A 14,979-nucleotide genomic window follows, 5' to 3' on the forward strand; every position below is an offset into this window, starting at 1 on the left:
GGCGGTCGGTGCGGCGGCCGAGGCGGCGGCCGACGGGGCCGACGTCCGCCGGGTCGCCGCCCTGGCCGCAGGGGTCACCGGTCGCTCGCGCACCTGGTTCTCGCCCGCGACCTCGGCCCACCTCACCCGCGGCGGGCGTGCCGCCGGCGACGGCGGGCGGCCCGGTCTCAGCGCCCGGCCGGTCCTGCTCGTCCACGACGGGCGCCTGGTCCCCCTCGAGCGCCTGCGGACGACGGGGCGGGTGCTCGACCGGCTCGTCGCGCTCGCCGCCGACCGGCTGCGCGAGCTGGCCGCCGAGGACGGCGCGACGGCGGGCGGGCACGTCGAGGTCGTCGTCCAGCACGCCGGCGCGACGGGTGCCGCCGAGGACCTTCAGCGGCGCCTGCGCGACGGGGCGGTCGGAGTCGTGCCGGTGCGGGTGCGTCCGCTGAGCCCGGTGCTCGCCGCGCACGTCGGGCCCGGGGCCGTCGGGCTCGCCGTGCTGGTGACGCCCGGCCGCTGACCCCTCCGGCAGGCTCCCCTTGCACCTGGCCCGGCCCTGCGTGCACAGGGCGGCGGGGCCCGGGTGGTCCACAGGGGCCGCCGTCGTGGGCTGGGGCAGGTCGCCCGCGTCCCTAGCGTCGCGGCGTGGGCAGGGGAGCGAGGAGCGGGCCGGACAGGCTGGGGCGGCTGCTGGGGACGTCGTGGCCGGAGCCGGGTCTCCCGTCGGGGGCTCCTCCGCCCTGGCCCCCGGACGGCACGGGGGGCCCTGCCGACGGGGAGGCGGGGTGGTCGGAAGGGGGCGTCGACCCCCCACCTCCCTCCCGGGGGCCTCGCCGACGGGCCGACGTGCCCGCGGGCCGGTGGGCCGGGTGGCGCCTGGGCGGGGTGCCGGGTGGTGCCGCCGTCGTGCTCGCTGCCGTGGCGGTGGCCACGGGGGTCCTGCTGCTGGGGGGCGGCGCCGGCGACGAGGTGCTCGTGGGACCGGCGTCCGTGACGGCACCGGCCGTTGCCGGGCAGGCGGACGACGGTGAGGGCGGTGCGGCAGGGGCCGACGCCGTCGAGGCGGTCCCCGTGGCCGGGTCGGTGTCGTCCGGCGGTGGCGGTGGGCCGGTCGCGGGGCCCAGTGGCGAGCCGGGCCTGGTGTACGACGCCGGTGGGGCTAACGCCGGGGGCACGGCGGGCGGAGCTCCTGCCGCAGGTGCATCCGTCGCCCAGGCCGGCCCGCTCGTCGTGCATGTCGACGGCGCCGTCGAGCAGCCCGGGGTCGTGACCGTGCCCGCCGGGTCCCGGGTGGCCGATGCCGTCGCGGCCGCGGGCGGGGTCACGGCCGAGGCGGACACGCGCCTGGTCAACCTGGCCCGCCCGCTGGCCGACGGCGAGCTCGTCGTGGTCCCGCTGCCGGGTGAAGCGGCGCAGCCTGGGACAGGTGGTGCTCCCGGCCCGGGCACGGGCTCCGGTGCCGCGGGCTCCGGTGGTGGGGACTCGGGTGGTGCGGGCCCGGGTGGCGCGGGCGGGCCAGCTGCGGGCGGCCTGCTGGACGTCAACACCGCAGACGCCGCAGCGCTCGACGCCCTGCCCGGCATCGGGCCGGTCCTCGCGGCACGGATCGTCGAGCACCGGGACGCCGTCGGGCCGTTCGCGTCCGTCGACGACCTGGGCTCCGTCAGCGGGATCGGCCCGGCCGTGCTGGCTGACATCGCCGACCTGGTGACCGTGTGAGGGGTCGCACGGCCGTCGGCCCCGGCCCCGCTCCCGTCCCCAGTTCCGCTCCCGGTGGGACGCCGCCCGCTGCCCACCCCGCTCTCCCGGTCGCAGGCGGACCTGCTGCCGCGACCGCGCGCGGTCACGACGTGCGGCTCCTCCCCGGTGCGGTCCTGACCTGTGCGGCGGCATGGTGGGCCACCGGCTCGAGCGGGACGTCTGCCGTGACGGCCGCGACCGGGGTGCTGGCGGTCCTGGCGGGGACGTCTCTCGTCCTGCTCCTGCTGCTGGCCCGCGGTCGGCGTCGCCCTGACCCCGCGACCGCGGTCCTCTCCACCACCGTGCTCGCAGCGGCCTGCACGGGCCTCGTTCTCGCCGCGGCCGCCGCGGAGCTCACCCGGTGGTCGGTCCCCGCCCTCGCCGACGCCGCCGACCGAGGGGTGCCCGTCGCCCTGGAGCTGGTGGTGACCGGCGACCCGACGGCAGGGGCCGGGGAGGCCGCGTGGCAGCGCGAGCAGGTCCGGGTGCGGGCCGACGTCGTCGCCGTGGGCCGGGCGCCCCGCCCCGTCGAGGTGCCAGTCCTGCTGAAGGCCGACGACCGGTGGCTCGACGCCCGGTGGGGGGAGCGGCGCCAGGTCGTCGCCCGGCTCCGACCGGCGCCTCCGGGTGAGCCCTACGCCTACCTCGCCTCTGTGGCCGGCCCGGCGACGGTGGTGTCGGAGCCGCGGTGGCACTGGCGGGCCGCCGAGCGGCTGCGCGCGGGTCTGGTCGGGGCGGCGACGGGCGGGACAGGCGGGACAGCGGGAACCGGCGGCACCGGCGGAACCGGCGGAACCGGCGGAACCGGCGGCACCGGCGGCACCGGCGGCACCGGCGGCACCGGCGGAGCTGGCGTTGGCGCAGGTGCAGGCGGGCAGGGCAGCGGTCCCGGCTCCGCGGGCGGTGTGACCGACGGGGCGGCCCTGCTGCCCGGGCTGGTCGTGGGCGACACCCGCCTGCAGGACGACGACCTCGTCGACGACCTCCGGGTCGCGGGCCTCAGCCACCTGTCGGCCGTCTCCGGGGCCAACGTCACGCTCGTCTGCGGCGGCTTGCTGCTGCTCGTGGTCCTGCTGCGCGGAGGCCGGCGCACCGGGGTCGTCCTGGCAGGGGCGGCGCTGGTCGCCCTCGTGGTCGTGGCCCGCCCCGAGCCCAGTGTCCTGCGGGCGGCCGTCATGGGGTCCGTCGGGCTGCTGGGCGTGCTCGTCGGACGGCGAGGGGGCGGGGTGCCCGCGCTGTGCGCGGCGGTCGTGGTGGTGCTCCTCGTCGACCCGTGGCTCGCCCGTGCGGCGGGGTTCCAGCTGAGCGTGCTCGCCACGGGGGCGCTCGTGCTGTGGACCACGCCGTGGTCGCGGGCGCTGGGACGGGTCCTCCCGCGGACCGCGGCGCTCGCGCTCGCCGTGCCGGCGGCCGCGCAGGTGGCGGTGACGCCGGTGCTGGTGGGCCTGGAGCCGGTGGTGAGCCTGTACGCGCTGCCGGCCAACGTCCTCGTGGCTCCCACCGTCGCCCCCGCGACGGTCCTCGGCCTGCTCGCCGCCCTGCTGTCACTGGTCGACGGACGGGTGGCCGCCGTCGTGGCCACCCCGGCTAGGTGGTGCGCCTCGTGGATCGCGGGCGTCGGCCGGACGGCGGCGGACCTGCCCGCCGCCAGCGTCCCGGTGCCGGAGGGGCCGGTCGGCGCCGTCGTGGCCGGCTCCGCGACGGTCGGCGTCCTGCTCCTCGCGGCGCTGCTGCTCCGCGTGCTGCCCGACCGACGGGCCGACGGAGAGGCCTGGGCGCCGTGGCCGCGCGTGCGGTGGTCGGGCAGCGCCGGCGCTGCAGCGGGTGCTGCCGCCGGTGCACGTGGGTCCGGTCGTGGCTCGCTCGACCGGGGCGGTGCCCCGGACGGAGGCGGCCCTCGTGGCACGGACACCCCGCCCGTGGGGGCGCGACCACGAGTCCCCACGACCGCCCGGCCGGGACCCGCTGTCGTGCTGCTGCTGCTGGTGGTCGTCCTCGTCGGTGCGGTCGCCCTGCGGCACACGGCGCTGCGCGGCGACCGGTGGCCCGGGGAGGGGTGGGCCGTCGTGGTGTGCGACGTCGGGCAGGGCGAGAGCGTCCTCGTGCGGGCGGGGCCGACGAGCGCCGTCGTCGTCGACACCGGCCCCGAGCCGGCCCCGGTCGAGGGCTGCCTGCGCCGGGCGGGCGTCACCAGCGTGCCGCTGCTCGTCCTCACGCACCTGCACGCCGACCATGTCGGGGGCCTCGGCGGCGTCGGTGCCGCGGCGTCGGTCGGGCAGGTCTGGACGGCCCCGGGCGGGATGCCGCCGGCTGTCGAGGCCGACCTGGTGGGCTGGGCACGGCAGCGGGGGGCCGGCGTCGAGCGCCCGGTGGCGGGCGCGGCGGCACAGGTGGGGGCGGCCCGGGTGGACGTCCTGGCCCCGCAGACCCCGGCGGGCGTCGAGGGGGACGACCAGGACGTCAACGACGCCGGGCTCGTGGTCCGGGTCGTCGTCGGGCCGCTCTCGCTGCTCGCGGTGGGGGACATCGGCTCCGACGCCCAGGCCGCGCTGCTGCGCCGGGTGGGACCGGGCGCGCTGGCGGCGGACGTGACGACCGTGGCGCACCACGGCTCCGCCGACCAGCTGCCCGGCTTCTACGACGCGGTCGGCGCCCAGGTCGCGGTGGCCAGCGCCGGCGGCGACAACACCTACGGCCACCCCACCCGGCGGGCGCTCGACGTCGTGGCAGGGACCGGGGCCGTCGTGCTGTCGACGCCCGAGCACGGTGGCGTCGCCCTCCGGGTGGTCGCGTCCGCTGCCGTGGACGAGGACGTCACGCTGGGGGTGCGGACCACCCGCCGCGGCGGCCGTCGACCCCAGCGGGCGCGGGGCGGGTCGTGTCCGCCGTCCGTGCCAGCATGACGCGGTGGTCACCAAGCGCAGCACGTCCCGGGGGCGCGCGCCCGCACCCGCCGGGCCGACGCCCTTCGAGGTCGCCCCCGCACCGGTGGTCCTGCTCGTCGGCACCGAGCAGGCCCTGGCCGACATCGCCATGCGCCGCCTGCTCACCCAGGTGCGGGAAGCCCAGCCCGACGTCGAGCGGCACGAGCTCGGGCCCCAGCGCCACACCGTCGGGGACGTCAGCGCCGCCGTGGCGCCGTCGCTGTTCGGCGGGGGGCGCCTCGTCGTCCTCGACGGTCTCGAGGCCGCGTCCGGGTCGTACTCCGACGAGGTCACCGCCGTGGCGGCCGAGCTCGCCGCGCAGCCGGACGAGGAGCTCGTCGTCATCGGCCGCCACGCGGGCGGCAACGGCGGCAGGGCGGTGCTCGCCGCGCTCGAGGCCGTGCCGGGCGCCGTCCGGGTCACCTGCGCCCCCGTCACCGGCGAGCGGGAGCGCGCCGAGCTGGTCACCGCCCGGCTGCGGGCGTCCGGTCGGCGTGCCGACCCCGACGCCGTGCAGGTGCTCGTCGAGGCCCTCGGCGGCGACCTGGCCGAGATGCTCGCCGTCAGCGGCCAGCTCGCGGACACGGTCGTCACCGGCGCCATCGGGGTCGACGACGTCCGGGCGCTGGTCGGCGGTCGCCGCGAGGCGCGCGGCTTCGACATCGCGGACGCTGCGATCGCCGGGGACGCGGGCGAGGCGCTGTCGCTGCTGCGGCACGCCCTGTCCCAGCGCGTCGAGCCGGTCCTCGTCGTGGGGGCGCTCGGCATGAAGCTGCGCGGGATGGCCAAGGTCGCCGGGGCGGGTCGGGGGCCGTCCGCGGCGCTGGCCAAGGAGCTGTCGATGGCGCCGTGGCAGATCGACCGGGCGCGACGGGACCTGCAGGGCTGGGACCCGCGCGGGCTCGGCCGCGCGGTCGTCGCGGTCGCCGACGCGGACGCGGCCGTCAAGGGCGAGGTGCCGGGGGTGGCCGCCGCCTACGCCCTGGAGCGGGCGGTCGTCGCCGTCACCGACGCCCGCACCGGCAGGGGCTGACGCACCTCACGGGTGCCCCTCGGCAGCGACACGACAAGGACCCCCGAGCAGCGCTCGAGGGTCCTGGTGCCGTGCAGCCCGACCGTGCCCGCAGCAGCTGCGGGCGGGGGCCTCAGAGCGAGGCGGCCGCGGTGGCGAGGGAGGACTTGCGGTTCGCGGCCTGGTTCTTGTGGATGACGCCCTTGGAGGCGGCCTTGTCCAGCCCGCGGGTCGCCTTGCGCAGCGCCTCGGTGGTCGCGTCCTTGTCGCCGGAGGCGGCGGCCTCGCGGAACTGGCGCACGAGGGTGCGCAGCTCGGACTTGGCCGCCTTGTTGCGCAGGCGCGCCTTCTCGTTGGTCCGGTTGCGCTTGATCTGGGACTTGATGTTCGCCACGCGTAGATTCTCCGTGCTCGTCTGCGGCGCGTCGCTGCGTGCGACGCGGGGTGCTGGTCAAAGGCTGCGGGACAGCTGCGCCGAACCTGCGGGACGGCCAACCCCCGACGATACGTCACCGGGCCCTCCCTGCGGAAATGCGACGCGGTCCCCGGGACGGCGCCCTCTCGCCCGGGCGTGCCCGGGTGCGGCGCCACTAGGGTCCCTGCCATGCAGGAGGCCCCCGCGCAGGCGACCGGCGGAGTCTTCGACGGCTACCCGGACAAGCCGACGGCCGGTGCGGCGTGGGACGAGATGGTGCAGCCGGACGGCGGCGTGCGGGTGCCCGCCCGCGCCGTCCACCGGGCGATGGCGGCGATGTCGCCGGACGACCTGCGCTCCCGCTCGGACTCCCTGGCGGCGACCTTCCTCGACCGCGGCGTCACCTTCGACCTCGCGGGGGAGGAGCGGCCGTTCCCCATCGACGTCGTCCCCCGGGTCATCGCGGCGGCGGAGTGGGCCGAGGTCGAGCGCGGCGTGCGCCAGCGGGTGCGGGTGCTCGAGCGCTTCCTCGCCGACGTCTACGGCCCGATGCACGCCGTCGCCGACCGCGTCATCCCCCGCCACGTCGTCACGTCCAGCAGCCACTTCCACCGCGAGGCCGCGGGCGTCGAGCCGGCCAACGGGGTGCGCGTCCACGTCTCCGGCATCGACCTGGTCCGCGACGAGCAGGGGCGCTTCCGGGTGCTGGAGGACAACGTCCGGGTGCCCAGCGGGGTCTCCTACGTGCTGGAGAACCGCCGCGCCATGACGCAGGCGTTCCCGGACCTGTTCGCCTCCATGCGGGTGCGGCCGGTGTCGGACTACCCGGAGCGGCTGCTCGCCGCCCTGCAGACCGCGGCGCCCGCCGGCGTCGACGACCCGACCGTCGTCGTCCTCACCCCGGGCGTCTACAACAGCGCCTACTTCGAGCACGCGCTGCTGGCCCGCTCGATGGGCGTGGAGCTCGTCGAGGGCCGCGACCTGGTCTGCTCGGGCAACCGGGTGCGGATGCTCACGACCGAGGGCGAGCGGCGCGTGGACGTCGTCTACCGCCGCGTCGACGACGAGTACCTCGACCCCATGCAGTTCCGCAGCGACTCCATGCTCGGCTGCGCGGGCCTGCTCAACGCCGCCCGCGCGGGCAGCGTGACCATCGCCAACGCGGTCGGCAACGGCGTCGCCGACGACAAGCTCGTCTACACGTACCTGCCCGACCTCACCCGCTACTACCTGGGCGAGGAGCCCGTGCTCGCCAACGTCGACACCTGGCGCTGCGAGGAGCCCGACCACCTGCAGGAGGTCCTCGACCGCCTCGACGAGCTCGTCGTCAAGCCGGTCGACGGCTCCGGCGGCAAGGGCATCGTCATCGGCCCTCAGGCCTCCCGGCCCCAGCTGGACGCGCTGCGGGAGCGGCTCAGGGCCGACCCGCGGGGCTGGATCGCGCAGCCGGTGGTCGCGCTGTCGACGGTCCCGACCCTGGTCGGCGAGGAGCTCGCGCCGCGCCACGTCGACCTGCGCCCGTTCGCCGTCCACGACGGCGAGGACGTGTGGGTGCTGCCGGGCGGGCTCACCCGGGTCGCGCTCGGCGAGGCGACGCTCGTCGTCAACTCCAGCCAGGGCGGCGGCTCCAAGGACACGTGGGTGGTCTCCGACCGCGCCGGGCGCGAGAGCACCGAGGTCGCGTCGGGCCGGGCGAGCACCGAGGTCCAGCTGGTGCCGTCGTCCCCGCCGGACGCCGGTCCCGCGGGCTCCGGGCGCAAGGCCCAGCAGGAGCAGCAGCAGCAGCACCACGAGCACGAGCAGCACCACGCGCAGCACCACGGGCAGCAGCACGAGCAGCACGGCCCGGCCGGCGGGGGGAGGCCCTGATGCTCAGCCGCATCGCGGAGTCGCTGTTCTGGATCGGCCGCTACGTCGAGCGCGCCGACGACACCGCCCGCATCGTCGACGCCCAGGTCCAGCGCATGCTCGAGGACCCGTGGCTCGACGAGGCCGACGCGTGCTCGTCGCTGCTGGCTGTCATGGGCGCCTCCTCCGGCGTCCCCGAGGGCCCGGTCACCCGCCGGACCCTGCTCGACGTCCTCGCCTACGACCCGGTGAGCCCGACGTCGATCGCCGGTTCGCTGGCGGCGGCGCGCGAGAACGCCCGCCGCGCCCGCGAGGTCGTCTCCAGCGAGATGTGGGAGGCGCTCAACACCACGTACTACGCCATCCCCACCCGCGTCCGGGCCGCCTCGGCGCACCGGTTCGCCAGCTGGGTCCGGGAGCGCGCCGCCGTCGTCACGGGGATCGCGGACTCCACCATGTCCCGCGACGCCGGGTACCAGTTCCTCGTCCTGGGCCGCAGCCTCGAGCGCACCGACATGACCGCGCGGCTCCTGGCGACCACGGTGCTGGAGGCGGGGCCGTCGTGGCAGACGGTGCTGCACAGCTGCGGGGCGTACGAGGCGTTCCTGCGCACCTACCGGGGCGGGCGCTCCGGCGGCCGCTCCGACGCCCAGGCCGCGGAGTTCCTCCTGCTGGACCGGCTGTTCCCCCGCTCGGTCGTCAACGCCCTCCACACCGCCGAGCGCTGCCTGGAGCAGCTGGAGCCTGACGCCGGGCGGGTCGGGTACGCCGACGACGCCCGCCGCCGCCTGGCCTGGACCCGCAGCCAGATGGAGTTCCGCAGCCCCGCGGAGCTCATGGACGCCCTCGTGGCGGAGATGGAGCAGGTGCAGCAGACCGCCTCCAAGGTCTCCGACGCCGTCAGCCGCCGGTACTTCCCCAAGGGCACCGGCACCGAGTGGGTGCCGGAGGCGATATGAGCCAGCAGCAGAGCCAGTCCCAGGGCCAGGGCGGGGCGCAGGGACAGCAGCAGCGCACCAGCGGTCCCGGGGCGGTGGCGCCGGAGCAGCGGCGGGGCCGCGGGCCGGTGAGCCGGCTGCGGGTCGTCCACACCACGGCCATCGACTACGACCGGCCGGTCCGCACCTCCTACAACGAGGTGCGGATGACCCCGGTCACCGTGCCGGGCCAGACGGCGCTGGAGGCACGGATCGAGGTGACCCCCCGGGCCGCGACGTTCCGCTACCGCGACTACTGGGGCACGCAGGTGCTCGCCTTCGACACCCAGCTCGCGCACACCCGGCTGGAGGTCGTCTCCACCAGCCTCGTGGAGGTCGAGCAGCCCGCCGCCGAGCCGTCCGTCCGGCTCGGCTGGCAGGAGCTGGCCGCCGCCGACGTCCGCGACGCCCACGTCGAGTGGCTCGCGCCCCGCCCGGTCACCCGGCTCGGCGCCGAGCTCGTCGAGGCCAGCCGCGAGGTGGCCGCCGGGTTCGACCCGCACGAGGCCGCGCTCGCCGTGAGCTCCTGGGTCGGCGGGCACATGCAGTACGTCCCGGGCGTCACCGGCGTGCACACCTCGGCGGAGGAGGCGTGGGTGGAGGGTCGCGGGGTCTGCCAGGACTTCGTCCACATCGCCCTCGGCGCGCTGCGCGGGCTCGGCGTGCCCGCGCGCTACGTCTCCGGCTACCTCCACCCGCAGGCCGGCGCCGAGGTCGGCCGCACGGTCACCGGGCAGAGCCACGCCTGGCTGGAGTGGTGGGTGGGGGAGTGGTTCGGCTTCGACCCCACCAACGACCGGGGCGCGGGCCTGGACCACGTGGTCGTCGCCACCGGGCGCGACTACGGCGACGTCCCGCCCTTCCGCGGCGTCATCTCCGGCGGCGCGGGCTCCCGGATGGACGTGCGCGTGGAGCTCACCCGGCAGCGCTGAGGCGCGGCACCCGCCGGGCGGCGGGCGTGGGAAACTCGGACCCGTGCCCATCCCCGCCGTCCCGCTGCCCGTCTCCGCGACGCCCCCGTCGCAGCTGCGGAACTTCTGCATCATCGCGCACATCGACCACGGCAAGTCGACGCTCGCGGACCGGATGCTGCAGCTGACCGGTGTCGTGGAGGCACGCCAGGCCCGGGCGCAGTACCTGGACCGGATGGACATCGAGCGCGAGCGCGGCATCACCATCAAGAGCCAGGCCGTGCGCATGCCGTGGCAGGTCGCCGACGAGGTGGTCGCCCTCAACATGATCGACACCCCTGGCCACGTCGACTTCTCCTACGAGGTGTCGCGCTCGCTGGCCGCGTGCGAGGGCGCCGTGCTGCTGGTGGACGCCGCCCAGGGCATCGAGGCGCAGACCCTGGCCAACCTCTACATGGCCATGGGCAACGACCTGGAGATCATCCCTGTCCTCAACAAGATCGACCTGCCCGCCGCCCAGCCCGAGAAGTACGCCGAGGAGCTCGCGGGCCTGGTCGGCTGCGAGCCCGAGGACGTGCTGCGGACCTCGGGCAAGACCGGCGCCGGCGTGCTGGAGCTGCTCGACCGGATCGTCGAGCGCGTCCCGGCCCCGGTCGGGGACCCCGACGGCCCCGCCCGCGCGATGATCTTCGACTCGGTCTACGACACCTACCGCGGCGTCATCACCTACGTCCGCGTGGTCGACGGCCGGCTGAGCCCGCGCGAGAAGATCCAGATGATGTCGACCCGGGCGGTCCACGACCTGCTCGAGATCGGCGTGGTCTCGCCGGAGCCGATGCCGAGCGAGGGCCTGGGCGTGGGCGAGGTCGGCTACCTCATCACCGGGGTCAAGGACGTCCGGCAGTCCAAGGTCGGCGACACCGTCACCAGTGCGGTCCGCGGCGCGACCGACGCCCTGGGCGGGTACACCGACCCCAAGCCCATGGTCTTCTCGGGCCTGTTCCCCATCGACGGCGGGGACTACCCAGACCTGCGGGACGCCCTGGACCGGCTCAAGCTCAACGACGCCGCCCTGGTCTACGAGCCCGAGACGTCGGCCGCGCTGGGCTTCGGCTTCCGGATCGGCTTCCTCGGCCTGCTCCACCTGGAGATCGTCGCCGAGCGCCTGAGCCGCGAGTTCAACCTCGACCTCATCTCCACCGCGCCGAGCGTCGTCTACCGGGTCGTCATGGAGGACGGCAAGGAGATCGTCGTCATGAACCCGTCGGAGTTCCCGCACGGCAAGGTCAAGGAGATCGTCGAGCCGGTCATCAAGGCGACGATCATCACCCCGGCCGAGTACATCGGGACGATCATGGAGCTCGCGCAGACCCGCCGCGGCACCCTGCAGGGCATGGACTACCTGTCCGAGGAGCGCGTGGAGATCCGCTACACGCTGCCGCTGGCCGAGATCGTCTTCGACTTCTTCGACGCCCTGAAGTCCCGCACCCGCGGCTACGCCTCGCTGGACTACGACCTGGCGGGCGAGCAGGCCGCCGACCTGGTCAAGGTCGACGTGCTCCTGCAGGGCGAGGTCGTCGACGCCTTCTCCGCGATCGTCCACCGCGACAAGGCGTACGCCTACGGCGTGAAGATGACCGAGCGGCTCAAGGAGCTCATCCCGCGCCAGCAGTTCGAGGTGCCGATCCAGGCGGCCATCGGCAGCCGGATCATCGCCCGGGAGTCCATCCGCGCCATCCGCAAGGACGTCCTCGCCAAGTGCTACGGCGGCGACATCTCCCGCAAGCGCAAGCTGCTGGAGAAGCAGAAGGAGGGCAAGAAGCGGATGAAGATGGTCGGCCGCGTCGAGGTCCCGCAGGAGGCGTTCATCGCCGCGCTGTCCTCCGAGGTGGGGGACAAGGCCAAGGCGGACGCGAAGAAGTGAGCGGCGGCACGGGGGTCCCGACCCCGCGGTCCGGTCCCGGCGTCGTCGAGGCCGTCTGCGTCACCCACGCCGTCAAGCCCGACCCCGGGATCATCGGCCGGACCGGCGTGGACAAGCGGCCGGTCGCCTCGGTCGAGCTCCTGCCGGGGGGCGTGGCCGGGGACGTCGTCGCCGACCACCTCCACCACGGCGGGCCGGACAAGGCCGTGTACGCCTACGCCAGCGAGGACGCCGAGTGGTGGGGCGAGCAGCTCGGCCACGAGGTGCCCCAGGGCTGGTTCGGCGAGAACCTGCGCCTGCGCGGGGTCCAGGCCAGCGACGCCGTGCTCGGCGAGCGGTGGCGGGTCGGCGAGGACGCCGTCCTGGAGGTCACGCAGCCGCGGACGCCGTGCGCGACGTTCGGCCGGCACGTCGGCCAGCAGCGGTGGGTCCGTCGCTTCGGCGAGGCCGGCCGCGTGGGCGCCTACCTGCGGGTCCTCGTGCCGGGGACGGTGCGGGCCGGCGACCAGGTCGTCGTCGAGCACGTCCCCGCCCACGGCGTCACCGTGCGGCGCTGGTTCCTGCACCGCGACCCCGAGGACGCCCGCGCCCTGGTGGCCGCCGGCGAGCAGGGGCAGCACCTGGCGCCGTCGCTCGTCGTGTTCCTCGAGCGGTCCCTGGGCCAGGTCTGAGTGCCCGGTACCGCGCCGGAGAGCACGAGCCCCGTCCCCGCGGACGGCGCGCTGCCGCCCCAGGTCCTCGACGGCGCCGCCGGGCGCCGGTTCGGGGTCTACGTGCACGTCCCCTTCTGCCGGGTGCGCTGCGGCTACTGCGACTTCACCACCTACACCGCCGAGGAGCTCGGACCCGAGGCGGGGGCGAGCCGCGCCGGCTACCCCCGGGGGGTGCGCGACGAGCTCGCCCTGGCCCGCCGCGTGCTGGGCGCGGCCGGGCTGCCCGACCGGCCGGCGTCGACGGTGTTCCTGGGCGGCGGCACCCCGACGCTGCTGCCGGCCGCCGACGTCGTCGGCCTGGTGCGGGCGGTCGAGGAGGCGGTCGGCCTGGCCGACGGCGCGGAGGTGACGACCGAGGCCAACCCGGACTCCGTCGACCGGGAGTACCTGCACCGCCTCGCCGAGGGCGGGCTCACCCGGGTGAGCCTCGGCGTGCAGTCCGCGGTGCCGCACGTGCTGGCCACGCTGGACCGCACGCACGACCCGGACCGCGTCCCGCAGGTGGTGGCCTGGGCGCGCGAGGCCGGCCTCGACGTCAGCGTCGACCTGATCTACGGCACCCCCGGCGAGTCCCTCGAGGACTGGCGGGCGAGCCTCGAGCTGGCCGTGGCGCTGGCGCCGGACCACGTGTCGGCGTACGCCCTGGTCGTCGAGGCCGGCACGCGGATGGCCGTGCAGGTCCGCCGCGGCGAGCTGGCGCTGCCCGACGACGACGACCTCGCCGACAAGTACGAGGTCGCCGACCAGGTGCTCGGCGCGGCGGGCCTCGGCTGGTACGAGGTGAGCAACTGGGCCCGCGGGGCGGAGCACGCCTGCCGGCACAACCTGGGCTACTGGCGCGGCGACGACTGGTGGGGCGTCGGCCCCGGGGCGCACAGCCACGTCGGCGGCGTGCGGTGGTGGAACGTCCGGCACCCGTCGGCCTGGGCCCGTGCCGTCCACGCCGGCCTGAGCCCGGCCCAGGGCCGCGAGGTCCTGACGACGTCCGAGCGTGCCGTCGAGGAGGTGCTGCTGCGCAGCCGGCTGGTCGAGGGGCTCCCGCTGGCCGCCGTGCCCGACCAGCAGCGTGCCGAGGTGGCCGTCATGGTCGGCGACGGCCTGCTGGACGACAGGGCCGCCCGCGCGGGCCGGGTGGTCCCGACGCTGCGCGGACGGCTCCTGGCGGACGTGGTCGCCCGAGGCCTCACGGGCTAGGGCGGCCCCCCTGCGGGGGGCACGCCGTCACTTCACGAGGCGCAGCGAGAACGGGTAGCGGTAGGCCTCGTGCTTGTTGGCGGCGACCGCGGCGATGATGCCGAAGACGATCTGCAGCACCCACACCGCGAACGGCAGGAAGAACAGCAGGCCGAAGCTGATGCCGGCCAGCACGCTGGCCACCAGGTAGCCGATGACCATGGTGATCTGGAAGTTGAGGGCCTCGGCGCCCTGCGCCCGCAGGTACGCCGACCGGTCCTTGTAGACCAGGTAGACGACGAGTCCGGCGACCGGGCCCAGCAGGATCCCGCCGGCGTGGCCGAGCGCGGCCCAGGTGCGCTCGTCGGACACCGTGACCGGGGCCGCCTGGTACGCCGCGGGCGGCGGGTACCCGCCGGGCTGGCCGGGCTGGCCGTACGGGCCGGGCTGCGCCGGGCCGGGCTGGCCGTAGCCACCGGGCTGACCCGGCTGGCCGTAGCCGGGCTGGCCGTAGGGGCCGGGCTGCGCGGGGCCGGGCTGGCCGTAGCCGCCGGGCTGGCCGGGCTGGCCGTAGCCACCGGGCGTCGGCTGGCTCGGGTCGGGCGTGGTCGGGTCGGTCATCAGACGTCCTTCGCGGGAGGGCAGGGGTTCGAACCTAGCGGCAGCAGGAGCGGCACGAGGCGGGACCGATACACCGGCACCTAGCGGCCCCGTGCTGGGCAGGTCGTTGGGGCCGGTCAGCGGACGAACCGGAGGGTCAGCGGGAAGCGGTACCACTGCCCGCGCGAGGCGGCGACGGCACCGACCACCGTGAGCACGACGGCGGCCACGACGAGCATGCCGCCGGCCAGCGCCCACACCGGCGCGAAGACCCCGAAGGTCACCAGGGTGAGGATCCCGCCGACGGCGGCGACGCCGAGGCCGTACAGGAGCACGGACAGCTGGAGGTTGAGCGCCTCGGCGGTGTGGTGGCGCACGAACGGGCCGCGCTCGCGCAGGACCAGCCACAGCACGAGCGGCCCCAGGACCGGCAGGCCGACGAGGCTCCCGGCCAGCCACGACAGGTGCGCCACGGTCGACCAGGTCGTCTCGTCCGCCGGCGTCATGGGCGAGGGGCCGCGGCCGCCCGGGAACGGCTCGGTGGCGGGCGGGAGCCCGGGGTGCGACGAGGCGTAGGAGGGCGCGTACGGCAGGGCGGGAGAGGGGGCGGGCGGCGGCCCCGGGAGCGTGGCGGCGGGGGCGGCGGGCTGCGGCTCGGTCATGACGACGACGCTAGGCGGGGCCGGTTCGCGGCACAGGGGTGCTGGCAGGAAGAACGGCGCCTGGGCCTGCCGCACCGGCACGGCCCGGCCGCGACACC

Annotated in this window: 13 protein-coding genes; 10 read left to right on the top strand and 3 right to left on the bottom strand. The window is 76.3% G+C overall.

Annotation, left to right across the window (positions count from 1 at the left end; translation table 11 throughout):
• The 4 genes from WCS02_RS10020 to holA form a co-directional block, all read left to right on the top strand.
• Positions 1-502: DegV family protein (locus tag WCS02_RS10020; RefSeq protein WP_340292609.1), on the top strand; the 502-nt coding region annotated here is incomplete at its 5' end.
• Between the two features lie 326 nt (positions 503-828).
• The gene (locus WCS02_RS10025; RefSeq protein ID WP_340292611.1) at positions 829-1,701 is read left to right on the top strand and encodes a ComEA family DNA-binding protein; all 873 of its coding nucleotides are present in this window, start codon (positions 829-831) and stop codon (positions 1,699-1,701) included.
• Between the two features lie 206 nt (positions 1,702-1,907).
• On the top strand, positions 1,908-4,625 hold the full coding sequence (locus tag WCS02_RS10030; RefSeq protein ID WP_340292613.1) for a ComEC/Rec2 family competence protein: 2,718 nt from the start codon (positions 1,908-1,910) through the stop codon (positions 4,623-4,625).
• Between the two features lie 4 nt (positions 4,626-4,629).
• Positions 4,630-5,679: a DNA polymerase III subunit delta gene (gene holA, locus WCS02_RS10035; protein WP_340292616.1), complete on the top strand. Its 1,050-nt coding sequence runs from the start codon at positions 4,630-4,632 to the stop codon at positions 5,677-5,679.
• 112 nt (positions 5,680-5,791) lie between these two features.
• On the opposite strand, the gene rpsT is transcribed toward holA, so the two are convergent.
• The gene (gene rpsT, locus WCS02_RS10040) at positions 5,792-6,052 is read right to left on the bottom strand and encodes a 30S ribosomal protein S20 (RefSeq protein ID WP_340292618.1); all 261 of its coding nucleotides are present in this window, start codon (positions 6,050-6,052) and stop codon (positions 5,792-5,794) included.
• A 210-nt stretch (positions 6,053-6,262) separates the two neighbouring features.
• Between rpsT and WCS02_RS10045 the strand changes: the two genes are divergently transcribed.
• From WCS02_RS10045 to hemW, 6 genes are all read left to right on the top strand, one after another.
• Positions 6,263-7,942, top strand: a complete 1,680-nt coding sequence (locus WCS02_RS10045) for a circularly permuted type 2 ATP-grasp protein (protein WP_376983837.1) — start codon at positions 6,263-6,265, stop codon at positions 7,940-7,942.
• Positions 7,942-8,880 carry an alpha-E domain-containing protein gene (locus WCS02_RS10050; RefSeq protein WP_340292621.1) on the top strand — a complete coding sequence of 313 codons (939 nt, stop codon included), beginning with the start codon at positions 7,942-7,944 and terminating at the stop codon, positions 8,878-8,880. The genes WCS02_RS10045 and WCS02_RS10050 overlap by 1 nt, the downstream gene beginning before the upstream one ends.
• Positions 8,881-8,987: 107 nt before the next feature.
• Positions 8,988-9,830, top strand: coding sequence for a transglutaminase family protein (locus tag WCS02_RS10055; protein WP_340292640.1), 843 nt, complete (start codon positions 8,988-8,990; stop codon positions 9,828-9,830).
• A 43-nt stretch (positions 9,831-9,873) separates the two neighbouring features.
• The gene (lepA, locus tag WCS02_RS10060) at positions 9,874-11,733 is read left to right on the top strand and encodes a translation elongation factor 4 (protein ID WP_340292623.1); all 1,860 of its coding nucleotides are present in this window, start codon (positions 9,874-9,876) and stop codon (positions 11,731-11,733) included.
• Entirely contained in the window at positions 11,730-12,404 is a 675-nt protein-coding gene (locus WCS02_RS10065; protein ID WP_340292627.1) for an MOSC domain-containing protein, read from the top strand. Before lepA ends, WCS02_RS10065 begins: the two co-directional genes overlap by 4 nt.
• Complete coding sequence (gene hemW, locus WCS02_RS10070; RefSeq protein WP_340292629.1) at positions 12,405-13,640, top strand: radical SAM family heme chaperone HemW; 1,236 nt, start codon at positions 12,405-12,407, stop codon at positions 13,638-13,640.
• Positions 13,641-13,667: 27 nt separating this feature from the next.
• On the opposite strand, the gene WCS02_RS10075 is transcribed toward hemW, so the two are convergent.
• Entirely contained in the window at positions 13,668-14,240 is a 573-nt protein-coding gene (locus WCS02_RS10075) for a DUF4870 domain-containing protein (RefSeq protein WP_340292632.1), read from the bottom strand.
• A 116-nt stretch (positions 14,241-14,356) separates the two neighbouring features.
• On the bottom strand, positions 14,357-14,979 hold a 623-nt coding region (locus tag WCS02_RS10080; protein WP_340292634.1), incomplete at its 5' end, for a DUF4870 domain-containing protein.

Source organism: Aquipuribacter hungaricus (assembly GCF_037860755.1).
Classification (GTDB): domain Bacteria; phylum Actinomycetota; class Actinomycetes; order Actinomycetales; family JBBAYJ01; genus Aquipuribacter; species Aquipuribacter hungaricus.

What these genes read in the sequence shown, in the direction of transcription:
- WCS02_RS10045 (WP_376983837.1), top strand. Translation starts at nt 6,263, where the DNA reads ATGCAGGAGGCCCCCGCGCAGGCGACCGGCGGAGTCTTCGACGGCTAC.
- WCS02_RS10075 (WP_340292632.1), bottom strand. Translation starts at nt 14,240, where the DNA reads ATGACCGACCCGACCACGCCCGACCCGAGCCAGCCGACGCCCGGTGGC.
- WCS02_RS10050 (WP_340292621.1), top strand. Translation starts at nt 7,942, where the DNA reads ATGCTCAGCCGCATCGCGGAGTCGCTGTTCTGGATCGGCCGCTACGTC.